Here is a 15,139-nt window from a genome sequence, read left to right as displayed (position 1 = left end):
CTCTGGCGCAGTCCCAAGCGGCCGATCACTTCTTGTGACAGCTCGTCGGGCATCGCCTCGGGCTGCGCCGGAAGCTTTCCGCTATCATGCCCGCCACCCCTGTAGTCCGCGAGATGTCCATGCGCCGCCTGCTCACCCTGCTCCTGCTCCTCGTCGCCCTGCCCGCCTCCGCCGGCCTGTTCGACAAACCCGCCGACAAGGGCGGCTTCGCCGTCGGGCAACCGGCCAAGGGCGACTTCCTGCCGGTGGCCGAGGCCTTCCGCGTCAGCGTCGAGGACAGCGACAGCCAGCAGGTGAAACTGCGCTTCATCAATGCCGACGGCTACTACCTCTACCAGCACCGCTTCAGCTTCAAGGTCGAGCCCGCCGACAGCGGCGTGAGCGTCGGCGAAGTGAAGCTGCCGCCGGGCAAGCAGCACCACGACGACTACTTCGGCGACACGGTGGTCTACTACGCCATCACCGACATCGACGTGCCGCTGGTCAACCCGCAGCACAAGCCCTTCACCCTGGTGGTCAGCTACCAGGGCTGCGCCGACAAGGGCCTGTGCTACGCGCCGGAAACCACCCGCCTGCAGATCGCCGACGGCCAGGCCGCCAGCGTCGTGACCGGCCCTGCCTCTTCTGCCGCCAAGTCCGCCACCGCATCCGGCAACCCGCTGGCCAGCCTGCTGGGCGACCACGAGCCGGGCAAGATCAAGAAGCTCGGCCGCGCGCTGGCGATCTTCTTCCTGCTGGGCTTGGCGCTGACCTTCACCCCCTGCGTGCTGCCGATGCTGCCGATCCTCTCCGGCGTGGTCCTGCGCGGCCGTCCGGGCGGCATGCGTGGCCTGGCGCTATCGCTGGCCTACGTGCTGCCAATGGCGGCCTGCTACGCGGTGCTCGGCACCCTGATGGGCCTGTTCGGCGCCAAGCTCAACCTGCAGGCGATGCTGCAGTCGCCCTGGGTGCTGATCCCCTTCGCGGCGTTCTTCGTGGTCTTCGCCGTGGCCATGTTCGGCGTGTTCGAGATGCGCCTGCCGGGCTTCCTGCGTGAACGCCTGGACAACATGGCGAACAACACCCGCGGCGGCTCCATCGCCGGCGCGGCGACCCTCGGCGTGCTCTCCAGCCTGCTGGTGTCGCCCTGCGTCACCGCCCCGCTGGCCGGCCTGCTGCTCTATATCAGCAGCACCGGCGACGCGGTGGGCGGCGGCCTGCTGCTGTTCTCCCTGGGCCTGGGCATGGGCACGCCGCTGGTGATCTTCGCCGTCGGCGGCGGGGCACTGCTGCCCAAGAGCGGCGCCTGGATGAACGGCGTGCGCAACGTCTTCGGCGTGATGCTGCTGGCCGTGGCCATCTGGATGCTCGAACGACTGGTCTCCGGCCCGGTGGCGCTGACCCTCTGGGGCACCCTGGCCGGCGGCGTCGCCCTGGCCATCGGCACCCTCGAACTGGGGCCGAAGAAGCCGCTGCAGCGCCTCGGCCAGCTGTTCGGCCTGATGCTGCTGGTCTACGCCGTGTCCGCCTGGACCGGCGCCCTGCAAGGCGAATCCGACCCACTGCACCCGCTGGGTCGAAGCGGGCAACGCGTCCACGCCGGCCCGCCCAGTTCCACGCCCGGCGACTGGCAGAACATCACCACCACGGCGCAGCTCAACGCCGCGCTGGCCAGCGCCCAGGCCGCCGGTCGCCCGGTGCTGCTGGACTGGTACGCCGACTGGTGCATCAGCTGCAAGATCATCGAGCGCCAGGTGCTGCCGGCGCCGGAAGTCCAGTCGCAACTGCCCGGCTTCGTGCTGCTGCGTTTCGACATGACCGCCAGCACCGAGGAGCAGCGCGCCCTGCTCGACCGCTACAACCTGTTCGGTCCGCCGGCGCTGCTGTTCTTCTCGCCCAAAGGCGACGAATGGTCGGACCTGCGCATCATCGGCGAGACCGACGCCGCCACCCTCGCCGACCGCCTGAAACAGGCGGGAACGCGCTCCTGATCACAGTTTGATTGCAATGGTTTTGCCGTAATCAGCTGGCAACATGCTGACATCTACGGCAAAACCCGCATGACTGGACAGTCACGCCGGCTTTCCGGCATAGTCCCGCCCTATCTTTATCCCGCCAAGAACAAGGACTACAGCATCCAGATGGCGACCTTACTGGTACTGCACGGGCCCAACCTCAACCTGCTGGGCACCCGCGAGCCCGACAAGTACGGCTCCGTCACCCTTGAGCAGATCAACCAGGACCTGGAGCGCCGCGCCCGCGAGGCCGGCCACCACCTGATGCACCTGCAGAGCAACGCCGAGTACGAACTGATCGACCGGATCCACGCCGCACGCAACGAAGGCGTGGACTTCATCCTGATCAATCCGGCCGCTTTCACGCATACAAGTGTCGCTCTACGTGACGCATTGCTCGCAGTGAGCATCCCATTCATCGAAGTGCACCTCTCCAACGTGCACAAACGTGAACCTTTCCGGCATCACTCCTACTTCTCCGACGTGGCGGTAGGGGTGATCTGCGGTCTGGGCGCCACAGGCTATCGCCTGGCCCTGGAATCCGCCCTCGAACAACTTGAACGCCCGTGACCTCACCTGGGAGAGCGAACACTGATGGACATCCGTAAAGTCAAGAAACTGATCGAACTGCTCGAAGAATCCGGTATCGACGAACTGGAGATCAAAGAGGGCGAAGAGTCCGTACGCATCAGCCGTCACAGCAAGACCGCCGCCCAGCCGATCTACGCTGCTGCCCCGGCCTACGCCCCGGCCCCGGCCGCCGCTCCGGTCGCTGCCGCTGCCACTGCTGCCCCGGCCGCTGAAGCCGCCCCGGCTGCCCAGAACCTCGCCGGAGCCGTGCGCTCGCCGATGGTCGGCACCTTCTACCGCGCGGCCTCGCCGACCTCCGCCAACTTCGTCGAAGTCGGCCAGAGCGTGAAGAAAGGCGACATCCTCTGCATCGTCGAAGCCATGAAGATGATGAACCACATCGAGGCCGAGACCAGCGGCGTGATCGGTCAGATCCTCGTGGAGAACGGTCAGCCGGTCGAATTCGACCAGCCCCTGTTCACCATCGTTTAAAGCGCGGGGAGCCTGCGATGTTGGAAAAAGTACTGATCGCCAACCGCGGCGAAATTGCGCTGCGCATCCTGCGCGCGTGCAAGGAGCTGGGCATCAAGACAGTGGCCGTGCACTCGACCGCCGACCGTGAGCTGATGCACCTGTCGCTGGCCGACGAAGCGGTCTGCATCGGTCCGGCCCCGGCCGCGCAGTCCTACCTGCACATCCCGGCGATCATCGCCGCGGCCGAGGTCACCGGCGCCGTGGGTATCCACCCCGGCTACGGCTTCCTCGCCGAGAACGCCGACTTCGCCGAGCAGGTCGAACGCTCCGGCTTCACCTTCATCGGCCCGAGCGCCGACGTCATCCGCCTGATGGGTGACAAGGTGTCCGCCAAGGACGCCATGAAGAAAGCCGGCGTACCGACCGTACCGGGCTCCGACGGCCCGCTGCCCGAAGACGAAGAAACCGCGCTGGCCATCGCCCGCGAGGTTGGCTATCCGGTGATCATCAAGGCCGCCGGTGGCGGTGGTGGTCGCGGCATGCGCGTCGTGCACAAGGAAGAAGACCTGATCAAGTCCGCCAAGCTGACCCGCACCGAAGCGGGCGCGGCCTTCGGCAACTCGATGGTCTACCTGGAGAAGTTCCTGACCAACCCGCGTCACGTGGAAGTCCAGGTCCTCTCCGACGGCCAGGGCAACGCCATCCACCTGGGCGACCGCGACTGCTCCCTGCAGCGCCGTCACCAGAAGGTGCTGGAAGAAGCTCCAGCCCCGGGCATCGACGAGAAGGCCCGCGCCGAAGTGCTGGCCCGCTGCGTCCAGGCCTGCGTGGAAATCGGCTACCGTGGCGCCGGCACCTTCGAGTTCCTCTACGAGAACGGCCGCTTCTACTTCATCGAGATGAACACCCGCGTGCAGGTGGAGCATCCGGTGTCGGAGATGGTCACCGGTATCGACATCGTCAAGGAGATGCTCAGCATCGCCTCGGGCAACAAGCTGTCGATCAAGCAGGAAGACGTGGTCATCCGTGGCCATGCACTGGAATGCCGGATCAACGCCGAAGACCCGAAGACCTTCATGCCGAGCCCCGGCAAGGTGAAGCACTTCCACGCACCGGGCGGTAACGGCGTGCGTGTGGATTCGCACCTGTACAGCGGCTACGCCGTACCGCCGAACTATGACTCGCTGGTGGGCAAGATCATCACCTACGGCAAGGACCGCGATGAAGCCATGGCGCGCATGCGCAATGCGCTGGACGAGCTGATCGTCGATGGCATCAAGACCAACACCGAGCTGCACAAGGAGCTGGTCCGCGACAAGGAGTTCTGCAAGGGTGGCGTGAATATCCACTACCTGGAGAAGAAGCTGGGCATGGACAAGCACTAAGTCCTGCCTTGCCTCGCTCCACCACAAGGGCTGCCTCTGGGCGGCCCTTGTGCTTTGCGGCCCCTGCCCGCTGGCATGGCAAGGTGCCGTGCAGTAAGCTTGCCGCCTTTATCTGCGGGCCGCCCAGGCGGTCCGTTGTCTTTTCCAGCTCCATCCCGGCACGATCGAGGTACCGCCCCATGCCCTGGCTTCAAGTCCGACTCGCCATCACCCCGGATCAGGCGGAAACCTATGAAGATGCGTTGCTGGAAGTCGGCGCCGTCTCCGTGACCTTCATGGACGCCGAAGACCAGCCGATCTTCGAGCCGGACCTGGGCACCACCCCGCTGTGGAGCCACACCCACCTGCTCGCGCTGTTCGAGGCCGACACCGACGAGACGGCGCTGATCGCCCACCTGTCCCTGCTCACCGGCGGCGAACTGCCGGAGCACCAGATCGAGCGCATCGAGGACCAGGACTGGGAACGCAGCTGGATGGACAACTTCAAGCCGATGCGCTTCGGCCGCCGCCTGTGGATCGTCCCCAGCTGGCACGACGCCCCGGAACCGGAAGCGGTGAACCTGCTGCTCGACCCGGGCCTGGCCTTCGGCACCGGCACCCACCCGACCACCGCGCTGTGCCTGGAATGGCTCGACGGCCAGGAACTGGCCGGCCAGCAGGTGCTCGATTTCGGCTGCGGCTCGGGCATCCTCGCCATCGCCGCACTGCTGCTGGGCGCCGAACAGGCGGTGGGCACCGATATCGACCCGCAGGCGCTGGAAGCCTCGCGCGACAACGCCTCGCGCAACGGCATCGACCCGGCGAAATTCCCCGTTTACCTGCCCGCTGATCTGCCGAAGGAACAAGCGGACGTCCTGGTGGCGAACATTCTGGCCGGTCCGCTGGTCACATTGGCAGAACAGCTCACCGGCCTGGTGAAATCCGGCGGGCTGCTGGCCCTCTCCGGCATCCTCGCCGAACAGGCCGAGGAAGTGCGCGCCGCCTATGCCGGCGCCTTCGACCTTGACCCGACCGCCGAGCGTGAAGGCTGGATCCGTATCACGGGCCGCCGCCGCTGACTGCCCGCCACCAAGGGCTTGGGTTAGACTAACCGCCAGTTTTTTCCGCCGGACCGCCGCATGAGCGACAGCTTCATCACACAGTGCCCCCATTGCCAGACCCGTTTCCGCGTCAACTCGGCGCAACTGGGCGCGGCCAGCGGTGCTGTGCGCTGCGGAACCTGCCTGAAGGTCTTCAGTGCGCCGCAGAACATGGTCGGCGAACCGACCCAGGTTCCAGTGCCGGCTGTCACGGCGGCACCGCCCGCCGAAGCACCGAATCCGGCCCCGGAGCCAGTCGAGCCACCGGCGCCGCCGAAGGCCCCGGAGCCCATCGCCGTGGCGCCAGTTCCCGCGCCGGCCTTCAACACCTTTTCCCCTGAAAAGCCCGCCGCACCGAGCACCCCCGGTACCGCCACCCTCGGCTGGCCGCTGGCCCCCCATGCCGCGCGGCACTCCAGCGATGTAGCGGAAAAGCCCGCCTTCACTGAGTCGAAACCGGCACCGGTTGCCGAAGCCGCTCCGGCCGTCGCCGCGACCACGGTGATCGCCCCGGCGGCGACCGTGACCAGCGAGCCCCCCAAACCCCTGCCTGCGCCGGCGGCCGGAAAAAAAGACGAGACGCTGTGGATCCATGACGATCTCGATCTGGACAGCCTCAACCTCGACGAGGAACTGGCCAAGCTCGACGAGTTCGAGCTCTCCCAGGAATTCCTCAGCATCGACCGCGCGCCGCGCCCCAGCGAGGCCCTGCAGACCCGCCAGGAAGAGAAGCGCGACCCGCACGACGAGCGCTGGGCCGAAGCCCTGATCGAAGAAGAACAGAAAGGCACCAGCCGCGCGTCTCGCCAGGAACCCAGCCTCGGCCAGTTGCCCGCCGACGAGCCGGAAGAGCCCCCTGCCAGCGCACGCCTGGTGGCCGACAAGGAATCCGAGCCGGAGCAGCCCGAGGAAGAGCCCGCGCACGAACCGCGCATCGACCCGGCCCCCCTTCGCGTTGAGCGCGACGACGAAACACTGCCCGCCTTCAGCGCCCGCCGCGATGACGACGAACCCGACGCCGAAGACGATGAGGACGAGGAGCCGCCGCTGGCCGACCCGCGCGGCGACAACCGCCGCGCCGAACCCGGCCTGCACGATGGCGGCCTGCACGACCTGAGCGACGAACCGCTGCAACTGGACTGGCAGAAACCCAAGAGCCACTGGGGCCGTCGCCTGTTCTGGCTGCTGCTGGTATTGCTGGCACTGGCCGGTCTCGCCGGCCAGTACATCGCCTATCACTTCGACGAACTGGCCCGCCAGGACCAGTACCGCCCCTGGTTTGCCCAGGCCTGCCCGGAGCTGGGTTGCACCCTGCCGTCCAAGGTCGACGTGGAGCAGATCCGCAGCAGCAACCTGGTGGTGCGCAGCCACCCGGACTTCAGCGGCGCGCTGGTGGTGGACGCGATCATCTACAACCGCGCGAACTTCTCCCAGCCCTTCCCGCTGCTGGAAATGCGCTTCGCCGACCTGAACGGCCAACTGATCGCCAGCCGCCGCTTCAAGCCCAGCGAATACCTCTCCGGCGAGCTCGCCGGGCAGAGCGAGATGCCGCCGCAGACGCCGATCCACATCTCCCTGGACATCCTCGATCCGGGCCCGAAAGCGGTGAACTACAGCCTGAGCTTCCACTCGCCGGAATGACCCGGCGAGTAGCTCAAAGCGCCTGAGAGCGCCAGTTCCGCTCGTCTTCCTACCTTGGGTGCTAAGCCCGAAGCTGTTCAGAATTTATCCAAAATCGCCTTTATCCGGTCATCGAGAGCGGGTATCATGCCCTCCCTTTTTTGCTAGCACCGGTGGCAGGCCCCGAAACGCATCCGCGAGTGGTACAACGCGCGGCGCCTCGGTGTTCCCGCCCCATTGACCATGGAAATCCAGTCGGTGGTACGCATCGGCTCCTACACACTGCCCAACAGACTGATCCTGGCCCCGATGGCCGGCGTCACCGATCGTCCGTTCCGCCAGCTGTGCCGCCGCCTTGGCGCCGGCATGGTGGTATCGGAGATGGTCACCAGTGACGTCCGCCTGTGGAACAGCCGCAAGTCGCGCCTGCGCCTGCAGCACGACAACGAAGATCAGCCGCGTTCGGTGCAGATCGCCGGCGGCGACCCGCAGATGCTCGCGGAAGCTGCCCAGCGCAATGTGGAGCTCGGCGCCCAGATCATCGACATCAACATGGGCTGTCCGGCGAAGAAGGTTTGCAACAAGGCCGCGGGTTCGGCGCTGATGAAGGATGAACGGCTGGTGGCCGACATCCTCGAGGCGGTGGTCGCGGCGGTAGAGGTTCCCGTCACCCTGAAGATTCGCACCGGTTGGGACCGGTCGAACAAGAACGGTGTGACGGTGGCGCGGATCGCCGAGCAGTCGGGCATCCAGGCGCTGGCGGTACACGGCAGGACCCGTGCCGACCTCTACACGGGCGAAGCGGAGTACGAAACCATCGCGGCGATCAAGCAGGCGGTTTCGATTCCGGTCTTCGCCAACGGTGATATCGATTCACCGCGCAAGGCACGGCAGGTATTCGAACAGACGGGCGTGGACGCCCTGCTGATCGGCCGCGCCGCCCAGGGCAATCCCTGGATCTTCCGCGAGATCGATCATTACCTGAGCACCGGCGAGCTATTGCCGGCGCCGAGTCTGCACGAAGTGCAGAGCATCCTGCTCGAACACCTCGCTGCATTGCATGCGTTTTATGGGGAGGAAATGGGTGTGCGCATTGCCCGCAAGCATGTGGGCTGGTACCTCGCAACCCAACCGGGCGCGGCGGAGTTCCGCGCCCAGTTCAATCGTTTGCAGGACACGGATGCACAGAGCGCCAGCGTCAGGCAGTTCTTCGCCGAGCGCCACAATAACGGAGATGGGGTGGCCGCATGACAACGATGACCGAGACATTAGTGAGTGGAATGACACCCGTGAGCGACAACGCCAACCTTAAACAGCACCTGACCACTCCGACGCAGGAGGGCCAGACCCTCCGCGACAGCGTGGAAAAGGCACTGCATAACTATTTCGCCCATCTCGAAGGGCAGCCGGTCACGGACGTGTACAACATGGTGCTTTGCGAAGTCGAAGCGCCGCTGCTGGAAACCGTCATGAACCACGTGAAGGGTAACCAGACCAAAGCCTCCGAACTGCTGGGGCTGAACCGCGGGACCCTGCGCAAGAAACTCAAGCAGTACGATCTTCTCTGACAGGTGGCAGGCGCGGGCCCGCGACCGCAAGGTCAGCCGGGCCCACGCCTGACACGCGAAAAGCCCGAAGCCTTTGTGGAAGCCGTTATGACCGACCAAACCACCCGCCTGCCCGTCCGCCGTGCGCTGATCAGCGTTTCCGACAAGACCGGCGTCGTCGATTTCGCCCGTGAGCTGGCAGCCCTCGGCGTGGAGATCCTCTCCACCGGCGGCACCTACAAGCTGCTCAAGGACAACGCCATCGCCGCCGTGGAAGTGGCCGACTACACCGGCTTCCCGGAAATGATGGACGGCCGCGTGAAGACCCTGCACCCGAAGATCCACGGTGGCATCCTCGGCCGTCGTGACCTCGACGGCGCGGTCATGCAAGAGCACGGCATCAAGCCGATCGACCTGGTGGCGGTCAACCTGTACCCGTTCGAGGCGACCGTGGCCAAGGCCGACTGCGACCTGCCGACCGCCATCGAGAACATCGACATCGGCGGCCCGACCATGGTCCGCAGCGCGGCGAAGAACCACAAGGACGTCGCCATCGTGGTCAACGCCGCTGACTACGCCGGCATCGTCGGCGCCCTGAAGGCCGGCGGCCTGACCTATGCCCAGCGCTTCGACCTGGCCCTGAAGGCCTTCGAGCACACCTCGGCCTACGACGGCATGATCGCCAACTACCTGGGCACCATCGACCAGGCGCGCGACACCCTGTCCACCGAAGACCGCGGCGCCTTCCCGCGCACCTTCAACAGCCAGTTCATCAAGGCGCAGGAAATGCGCTACGGCGAGAACCCGCACCAGAGCGCGGCGTTCTACGTCGAGGCGAAGAAGGGCGAGGCCAGCGTCTCCACCGCCATCCAGCTGCAGGGCAAGGAACTGTCGTTCAACAACGTGGCCGACACCGACGCCGCGCTGGAGTGCGTGAAGAGCTTCGTCAAGCCGGCCTGCGTCATCGTCAAGCACGCCAACCCGTGCGGCGTGGCCGTGGTTCCGGAAAACGAAGGCGGCATCCGCAAGGCCTACGACCTGGCCTACGCCACCGACACCGAGTCGGCCTTCGGCGGCATCATCGCCTTCAACCGCGAGCTGGACGGCGAGACCGCCCAGGCCATCGTCGAGCGTCAGTTCGTCGAAGTGATCATCGCCCCGAAAATCTCCGAAGCCGCCCGTGCCGTGGTCGCTGCCAAGGCCAACGTGCGCCTGCTGGAGTGCGGCGAGTGGCCGGCCGAGCGTGCGCCGGGCTGGGACTTCAAGCGCGTCAACGGCGGCCTGCTGGTACAGAGCCGCGACATCGGCATGATCACCGCCGATGACCTGAAGATCGTCACCCAGCGCGCCCCGAGCGAGCAGGAAATCCATGACCTGATCTTCGCCTGGAAAGTCGCCAAGTTCGTCAAGTCCAACGCCATCGTCTACGCCAAGGCGCGCCAGACCGTCGGCGTCGGCGCCGGCCAGATGAGCCGCGTGAACTCCGCCCGCATCGCCGCCATCAAGGCCGAGCACGCCGGCCTGGAAGTGAAGGGCGCGGTCATGGCTTCCGACGCCTTCTTCCCGTTCCGCGATGGCATCGACAATGCGGCCAAGGCCGGTATCACCGCGGTGATCCAGCCGGGTGGTTCGATGCGTGATAACGAAGTGATCGCCGCTGCCGACGAAGCCGGCATTGCCATGGTCTTCACCGGCATGCGCCACTTCCGCCATTAAGGTGGGTCGGACGCGCTGAAGCAGGCATCTGCTGCGTTGCCCGAACGTTCCCCAATGCTCATTGCCAGTAGGCAACTCCGCTTGGTGAACGCTCGGGCGCCTTGCATCTACCCGCTTCACCGCGCCCCTTGAGATCGGTTCGTGAAGAGCGAACCGGTCATAAAGAATTCGTAGCCTGGGTCGGGCGGCGCTCCGCGAGCGAAGCGATACCTGGGAATCCGGCAGGTCCGGAACTGTTCAGGAGAACTCCAATGAACGTACTCATCATCGGTAGCGGCGGTCGCGAGCACGCGCTGGCCTGGAAGGTCGCGCAGGATTCGCGCGTGCAGAAGGTCTTCGTCGCGCCGGGCAACGCCGGCACCGCCACCGAAGCCAAGTGCGAGAACGTCGCCATCGACGTGCTGGCCCTGGAAGAGCTGGCCGATTTCGCCGCGAAGAATGTGCAACTGACCATCGTCGGCCCCGAGGCGCCGCTGGTCAAAGGCGTGGTCGACCTGTTCCGCGCGCGTGGCCTGGACATCTTCGGCCCCACCGCTGGCGCTGCCCAGCTGGAAGGTTCCAAGGCCTTCACCAAGGACTTCCTCGCGCGCCACCAGATCCCCACCGCCGACTACCAGAACTTCACCGAAGTCGAGCCGGCGCTGGCCTACCTGAAAGAGAAAGGCGCGCCCATCGTGATCAAGGCCGACGGCCTGGCCGCGGGCAAGGGCGTGATCGTCGCCATGACCCTGGCCGAAGCCGAGGAAGCCGTGCGCGACATGCTCGCCGGCAACGCCTTCGGTGACGCCGGCTCGCGCGTGGTGATCGAAGAGTTCCTCGACGGCGAGGAAGCCAGCTTCATCGTCATGGTCGACGGCCAGAACGTGCTGCCCATGGCCACCAGCCAGGACCACAAGCGCGTCGGCGACGGCGACAGCGGCCCGAACACCGGCGGCATGGGCGCGTACTCCCCCGCTCCGGTGGTGACCGCCGACGTGCACCAGCGCGTGATGGACGAAGTGATCTACCCGACCGTGCGCGGCATGGCCGAGGAAGGCAACGTCTACACCGGCTTCCTGTATGCCGGCCTGATGATCGACAAGAGCGGCAAGCCGAAGGTCATCGAGTTCAACTGCCGCTTCGGCGACCCGGAAACCCAGCCGATCATGGTGCGCCTGGAAAGCTCCCTGGTGCTGCTGGTCGAGGCCGCCCTGGCCAAGGCGCTGGACAAGGTCGAAGCCACCTGGGACCCGCGTCCCACCGTGGGCGTGGTGATCGCCGCGGGCGGCTACCCGGGCGACTACGCCAAGGGTGACGTCATCGAAGGCCTGGACGAAGCCGCCAAGCTCGACGGCAAGGTGTTCCACGCCGGCACTGCGCTCAAGGACGGCCAGATCGTCACCGCTGGCGGCCGCGTGCTCTGCGCCACCGCCATCGGCCCGACCGTCTCGTCGGCCCAGGAACAGGCTTACCGCCTGGCCGAGAAGATCCGCTGGAACGGCAGCTTCTACCGCACGGACATCGGTTATCGCGCCATCGCTCGCGAGCGCGGCGAAGGCTGATCCGACGGGCGGAGGCGTCCCTCGTCGGACGCCTCCGCCGCACCGGTCCCCGCGTGCACGGGTGGATTACGGCCTTCAGCACACTTGGCTATAATCCGCCCACTCACTACCGAAGGGACTTCGCCGTGCGTCGGCTCTGGACTGCCACAGGACTCCTCGTCAGCTTGCTGCTGGCCGCTCTGGTCTGTCTTCCGACCTACGCGGCAAGCCAGGATCCCGGCTGGTCCCAGCTCCACGACAGTGACGCCCGCCTGCAGCTGCAGGACGTGATCTCCCCGCGCTACCGCACCCTCTTCAGCCCCCTCGACATCAACGACCTGCACGCCCCCGCCGGCCCCGGCGCGACCTGGCTGCACTTCCGCCTTCCCGCCAACGACGAGCCCCAGCAGCTGCGCCTGTTCGCGCCGAGCCTGGACAGCTTCGAGATGTTCATCCTCGACGGGCAGAAGGTCCTCGAGCAGAAGAGCGCCGGCAACCTCTCCCCGGTACAGCGCCCGTTGCTCAACAGCGACCTGGTGATCCCGCTGCGCACCGCCGCCGAGCCGCTGGACCTCTACCTGCGCCTCGCCTCGACGATGCCGCTGCGGCCGAACATCAGCATCGAGTCCGCCGGCCAGCCGAGCAACGACCAGCGCCCGCTGCACTTCGGCGTGCTGATCGGCTGCCTGGCCATGCTGCTGCTCTACAACCTCGTGCGCTTCGCCTATACCCGCGTGGCCAGCGGACTGTGGCTGGCCGGCGTACACGCCAGCCTGCTGCTGGCCTGCCTCAACCTGTTCGGCCTGCTCAGCCCCTGGTACGGCAACAGCCAGTCGCTGCAACCGATGGCCGCCCTGGCCTGCCTGGTGGTGACGCTGTTCTGCGCGCTGGGCTATACCGCCAGCTTCTTCTCAGGCCTCAGCCCGCGCCTGCCGCTCAGGCGCCTGCTGCTGGGCGGCACCGCCGCGCTCGTGGTGCTGGGCGTCACGCTCAACCTGCTGTTCTCCCTGTCCGTCAGCAGCCTGGTCTACGGGCTGATCACCCTGGTGACCCTGGGCATGCTCGGCGTCGCGGTCTACTACTGGATCCACGCCTACCGGCCGGCGCGCCTGTTCGCTATCGGCATGGGGCTCTTCGTCGTGATCTGGTGCCTGTGCCTGCCGTCGCTGCTGGGCTACGTGGCGACCCGTGCCGAATGGCTTGGCAGCGGCCTGCTGGGGCTTTCGGCGGTGGTCGGCTTCCTGCTCAGCCTGGCCCTGGCCGAACGCCAGCGGAAAATCCAGAACGACCATTTCGCCGCCAGCCGCGTGCGCGCCGCCAACGTCGCCGAACTCAAGGCCAAGGGCGACTTCCTGGCCAAGATCAGCCACGAGATCCGCACCCCCATGAACGGCGTGCTGGGCATGACCGAGCTGCTGCTCGGTACCCCGCTCTCGGCCAAGCAGCGCGACTACGTACAGACCATCCACAGTGCGGGCAACGAGTTGCTCTCGCTGATCAACGAGATCCTCGACATCTCCAAGCTGGAGTCCGGTCAGATCGAGCTGGACGAGGTGCAGTTCGACCTCGGCGCGCTGATCGAGGACTGCCTGGCGATCTTCCGCGCCAAGGCCGAACAGCAGAAGGTCGAGCTGATCAGCTTCACCCAGCCGCAGGTGCCGCGCATCGTCAGCGGCGACCCGACGCGCCTGCGCCAGGCGGTACTGAGCCTGCTGGACAACGCCTTCAAGCAGACCGACGAGGGCGAGATCCTTCTCGTCGTCGCCCTCGACGGCCCGGCCGAGCGCCCGCGCCTGCGCATCGCCGTGCAGGACAGCGGCAGGCCCCTGGACAGCGCCGACCGCCAGGCGCTGCTCACCGCCGAATTGCACAGCCGCGACTTCCTCTCCGCCACCCGCATGAGCAGCCGTCTCGGCCTGATCATCGCCCGCCAGCTGATCCGCCTGATGTCGGGCGATTTTGGAATAGAGAGCGGCATCGAGAGCGGCACCAGCGCCGAAGGCGCGGGCAACCTGCTGTGGCTCAGCCTGCCGCTGGACCCGCAGCAGATCGACCAGGCCGGCGCCGATCTCGACAGCCCGCTGCAGGGCGCACGCCTGCTGGTGGTGGACGACAACCAGACCTGCCGCAAGGTGGTGGTGCAGCAGTGCAGCGCCTGGGGCATGAACGTCAGCGCGGTGTCCTCGGGCAAGGAAGCGCTGGCCCAGTTGCGTACCAAGGCGCACCTGCGCGAGTACTTCGACGTGGTCCTGCTGGACCAGGACATGCCCGGCATGACCGGTATGCAACTGGCCACCAAGATCCAGGAAGACCCCAATCTCAACCATGACATCCTGCTGATCATGCTCACCGGCATCAGCAACGCGCCGAGCAAGATCATCGCGCGCAACGCGGGGATCAAGCGCATCCTGGCCAAGCCGGTGGCCGGCTATACGCTCAAGGCGACCCTCGCCGAGGAGCTGTCGCAGCGCGGCCCGAGCGGCGTGAGCAACTACCTCTCGCCGACCAGCGAGCCGGTGTCCAACGTGCCGCCAAGCGACTTCCGCATCCTCGTCGCCGAGGACAACAGCATCTCCACCAAGGTCATCCGCGGCATGCTGAGCAAGCTCAACCTGCAACCGGATACCGCCAGCAATGGCGAGGAAGCCCTGGCCGCGATGAAGGCCACGCAGTACGACCTGGTGCTGATGGACTGCGAGATGCCGGTACTCGACGGCTTCTCCGCCACCGAGCGCCTGCGCGCCTGGGAAGCCAGCGAACACCGCCCGCACACACCGGTGGTGGCGCTCACCGCGCACATCCTCAGCGAGCACAAGGAGCGCGCGCGGCTGGTGGGCATGGACGGCCACATGGCCAAGCCGGTGGAGCTGTCGCAACTGCGCGAACTGGTGGCCTACTGGGTCGGCGAACGTGATCGCCGCCTGCGCCAGCAGCAGAGCGACGCGCTGCCCTCCTGACTCCGGTATTTCGCACGGTTTATCCCTTGGCGTAGGAGCGGACTCCGTCCGCGATTGGCCCCCGGTGCGATGCGGAATCGATCGCGGACAGAGTCCGCTCCTACCCATGAATCAAACACCGTGCCGGGTTGCCAGATAGCCTTGTAGGAGCGAGCTTGCTCGCGAACCCGCTCAACTCTGATGCCGCCGGCAAGTCCGTTCGCGAGCAATGACGATGGCGTCCCCCTCGTTCCTGCAGGCACGGATCAAATCTGAGCGTCCGCGATTGGTCCCCGGT

The 15,139-nt window shown here is 66.4% G+C and carries 11 protein-coding genes; all 11 read left to right on the top strand.

The features are described 5' to 3' along the window. Positions 1-119 precede the first annotated feature (119 nt). Positions 120-1,970, top strand: coding sequence for a protein-disulfide reductase DsbD (locus tag UB43_RS24465; protein ID WP_045216416.1), 1,851 nt, complete (start codon positions 120-122; stop codon positions 1,968-1,970). Between the two features lie 150 nt (positions 1,971-2,120). After that, positions 2,121-2,564 (top strand): type II 3-dehydroquinate dehydratase, encoded by a 444-nt coding sequence (aroQ, locus tag UB43_RS24460; RefSeq protein WP_015479055.1) that lies wholly within the window; start codon positions 2,121-2,123, stop codon positions 2,562-2,564. Between the two features lie 24 nt (positions 2,565-2,588). Beyond that, positions 2,589-3,056, top strand: coding sequence for an acetyl-CoA carboxylase biotin carboxyl carrier protein (accB, locus tag UB43_RS24455; RefSeq protein WP_045216410.1), 468 nt, complete (start codon positions 2,589-2,591; stop codon positions 3,054-3,056). Positions 3,057-3,073: 17 nt separating this feature from the next. After that, positions 3,074-4,423 carry an acetyl-CoA carboxylase biotin carboxylase subunit gene (gene accC, locus UB43_RS24450; protein ID WP_045216407.1) on the top strand — a complete coding sequence of 450 codons (1,350 nt, stop codon included), beginning with the start codon at positions 3,074-3,076 and terminating at the stop codon, positions 4,421-4,423. 179 nt (positions 4,424-4,602) lie between these two features. Further along, on the top strand, positions 4,603-5,481 hold the full coding sequence (gene prmA / locus UB43_RS24445; protein WP_045216401.1) for a 50S ribosomal protein L11 methyltransferase: 879 nt from the start codon (positions 4,603-4,605) through the stop codon (positions 5,479-5,481). A gap of 60 nt (positions 5,482-5,541) precedes the next feature. Further along, positions 5,542-7,143, top strand: coding sequence for a DUF3426 domain-containing protein (locus UB43_RS24440; RefSeq protein WP_045216398.1), 1,602 nt, complete (start codon positions 5,542-5,544; stop codon positions 7,141-7,143). Between the two features lie 222 nt (positions 7,144-7,365). Next, on the top strand, positions 7,366-8,373 hold the full coding sequence (dusB, locus tag UB43_RS24435) for a tRNA dihydrouridine synthase DusB (protein WP_045216396.1): 1,008 nt from the start codon (positions 7,366-7,368) through the stop codon (positions 8,371-8,373). Continuing rightward, the gene (gene fis / locus UB43_RS24430; protein WP_024766365.1) at positions 8,370-8,690 is read left to right on the top strand and encodes a DNA-binding transcriptional regulator Fis; all 321 of its coding nucleotides are present in this window, start codon (positions 8,370-8,372) and stop codon (positions 8,688-8,690) included. Before dusB ends, fis begins: the two co-directional genes overlap by 4 nt. Positions 8,691-8,777: 87 nt before the next feature. Beyond that, positions 8,778-10,385 carry a bifunctional phosphoribosylaminoimidazolecarboxamide formyltransferase/IMP cyclohydrolase gene (gene purH / locus UB43_RS24425; RefSeq protein WP_045216393.1) on the top strand — a complete coding sequence of 536 codons (1,608 nt, stop codon included), beginning with the start codon at positions 8,778-8,780 and terminating at the stop codon, positions 10,383-10,385. 251 nt (positions 10,386-10,636) lie between these two features. Then, complete coding sequence (gene purD / locus UB43_RS24420) at positions 10,637-11,926, top strand: phosphoribosylamine--glycine ligase (protein WP_045216391.1); 1,290 nt, start codon at positions 10,637-10,639, stop codon at positions 11,924-11,926. 125 nt (positions 11,927-12,051) lie between these two features. Next, on the top strand, positions 12,052-14,862 hold the full coding sequence (locus UB43_RS24415; protein ID WP_045216389.1) for a hybrid sensor histidine kinase/response regulator: 2,811 nt from the start codon (positions 12,052-12,054) through the stop codon (positions 14,860-14,862). Positions 14,863-15,139 lie beyond the last annotated feature (277 nt).

Source organism: Pseudomonas sp. 21, assembly GCF_000955805.1.
Lineage (GTDB): Bacteria > Pseudomonadota > Gammaproteobacteria > Pseudomonadales > Pseudomonadaceae > Pseudomonas.
This window is presented reverse-complemented; position numbering and strand designations above follow the sequence as displayed.

Bases quoted from the DNA above. Each gene is read 5' to 3' on its own strand.
- aroQ (WP_015479055.1), top strand. From the start codon at position 2,121: ATGGCGACCTTACTGGTACTGCACGGGCCCAACCTCAACCTGCTGGGC.
- prmA (WP_045216401.1), top strand. From the start codon at position 4,603: ATGCCCTGGCTTCAAGTCCGACTCGCCATCACCCCGGATCAGGCGGAA.
- UB43_RS24440 (WP_045216398.1), top strand. From the start codon at position 5,542: ATGAGCGACAGCTTCATCACACAGTGCCCCCATTGCCAGACCCGTTTC.
- purD (WP_045216391.1), top strand. From the start codon at position 10,637: ATGAACGTACTCATCATCGGTAGCGGCGGTCGCGAGCACGCGCTGGCC.
- UB43_RS24465 (WP_045216416.1), top strand. From the start codon at position 120: ATGCGCCGCCTGCTCACCCTGCTCCTGCTCCTCGTCGCCCTGCCCGCC.
- dusB (WP_045216396.1), top strand. From the start codon at position 7,366: ATGGAAATCCAGTCGGTGGTACGCATCGGCTCCTACACACTGCCCAAC.
- accB (WP_045216410.1), top strand. From the start codon at position 2,589: ATGGACATCCGTAAAGTCAAGAAACTGATCGAACTGCTCGAAGAATCC.
- fis (WP_024766365.1), top strand. From the start codon at position 8,370: ATGACAACGATGACCGAGACATTAGTGAGTGGAATGACACCCGTGAGC.
- accC (WP_045216407.1), top strand. From the start codon at position 3,074: ATGTTGGAAAAAGTACTGATCGCCAACCGCGGCGAAATTGCGCTGCGC.
- purH (WP_045216393.1), top strand. From the start codon at position 8,778: ATGACCGACCAAACCACCCGCCTGCCCGTCCGCCGTGCGCTGATCAGC.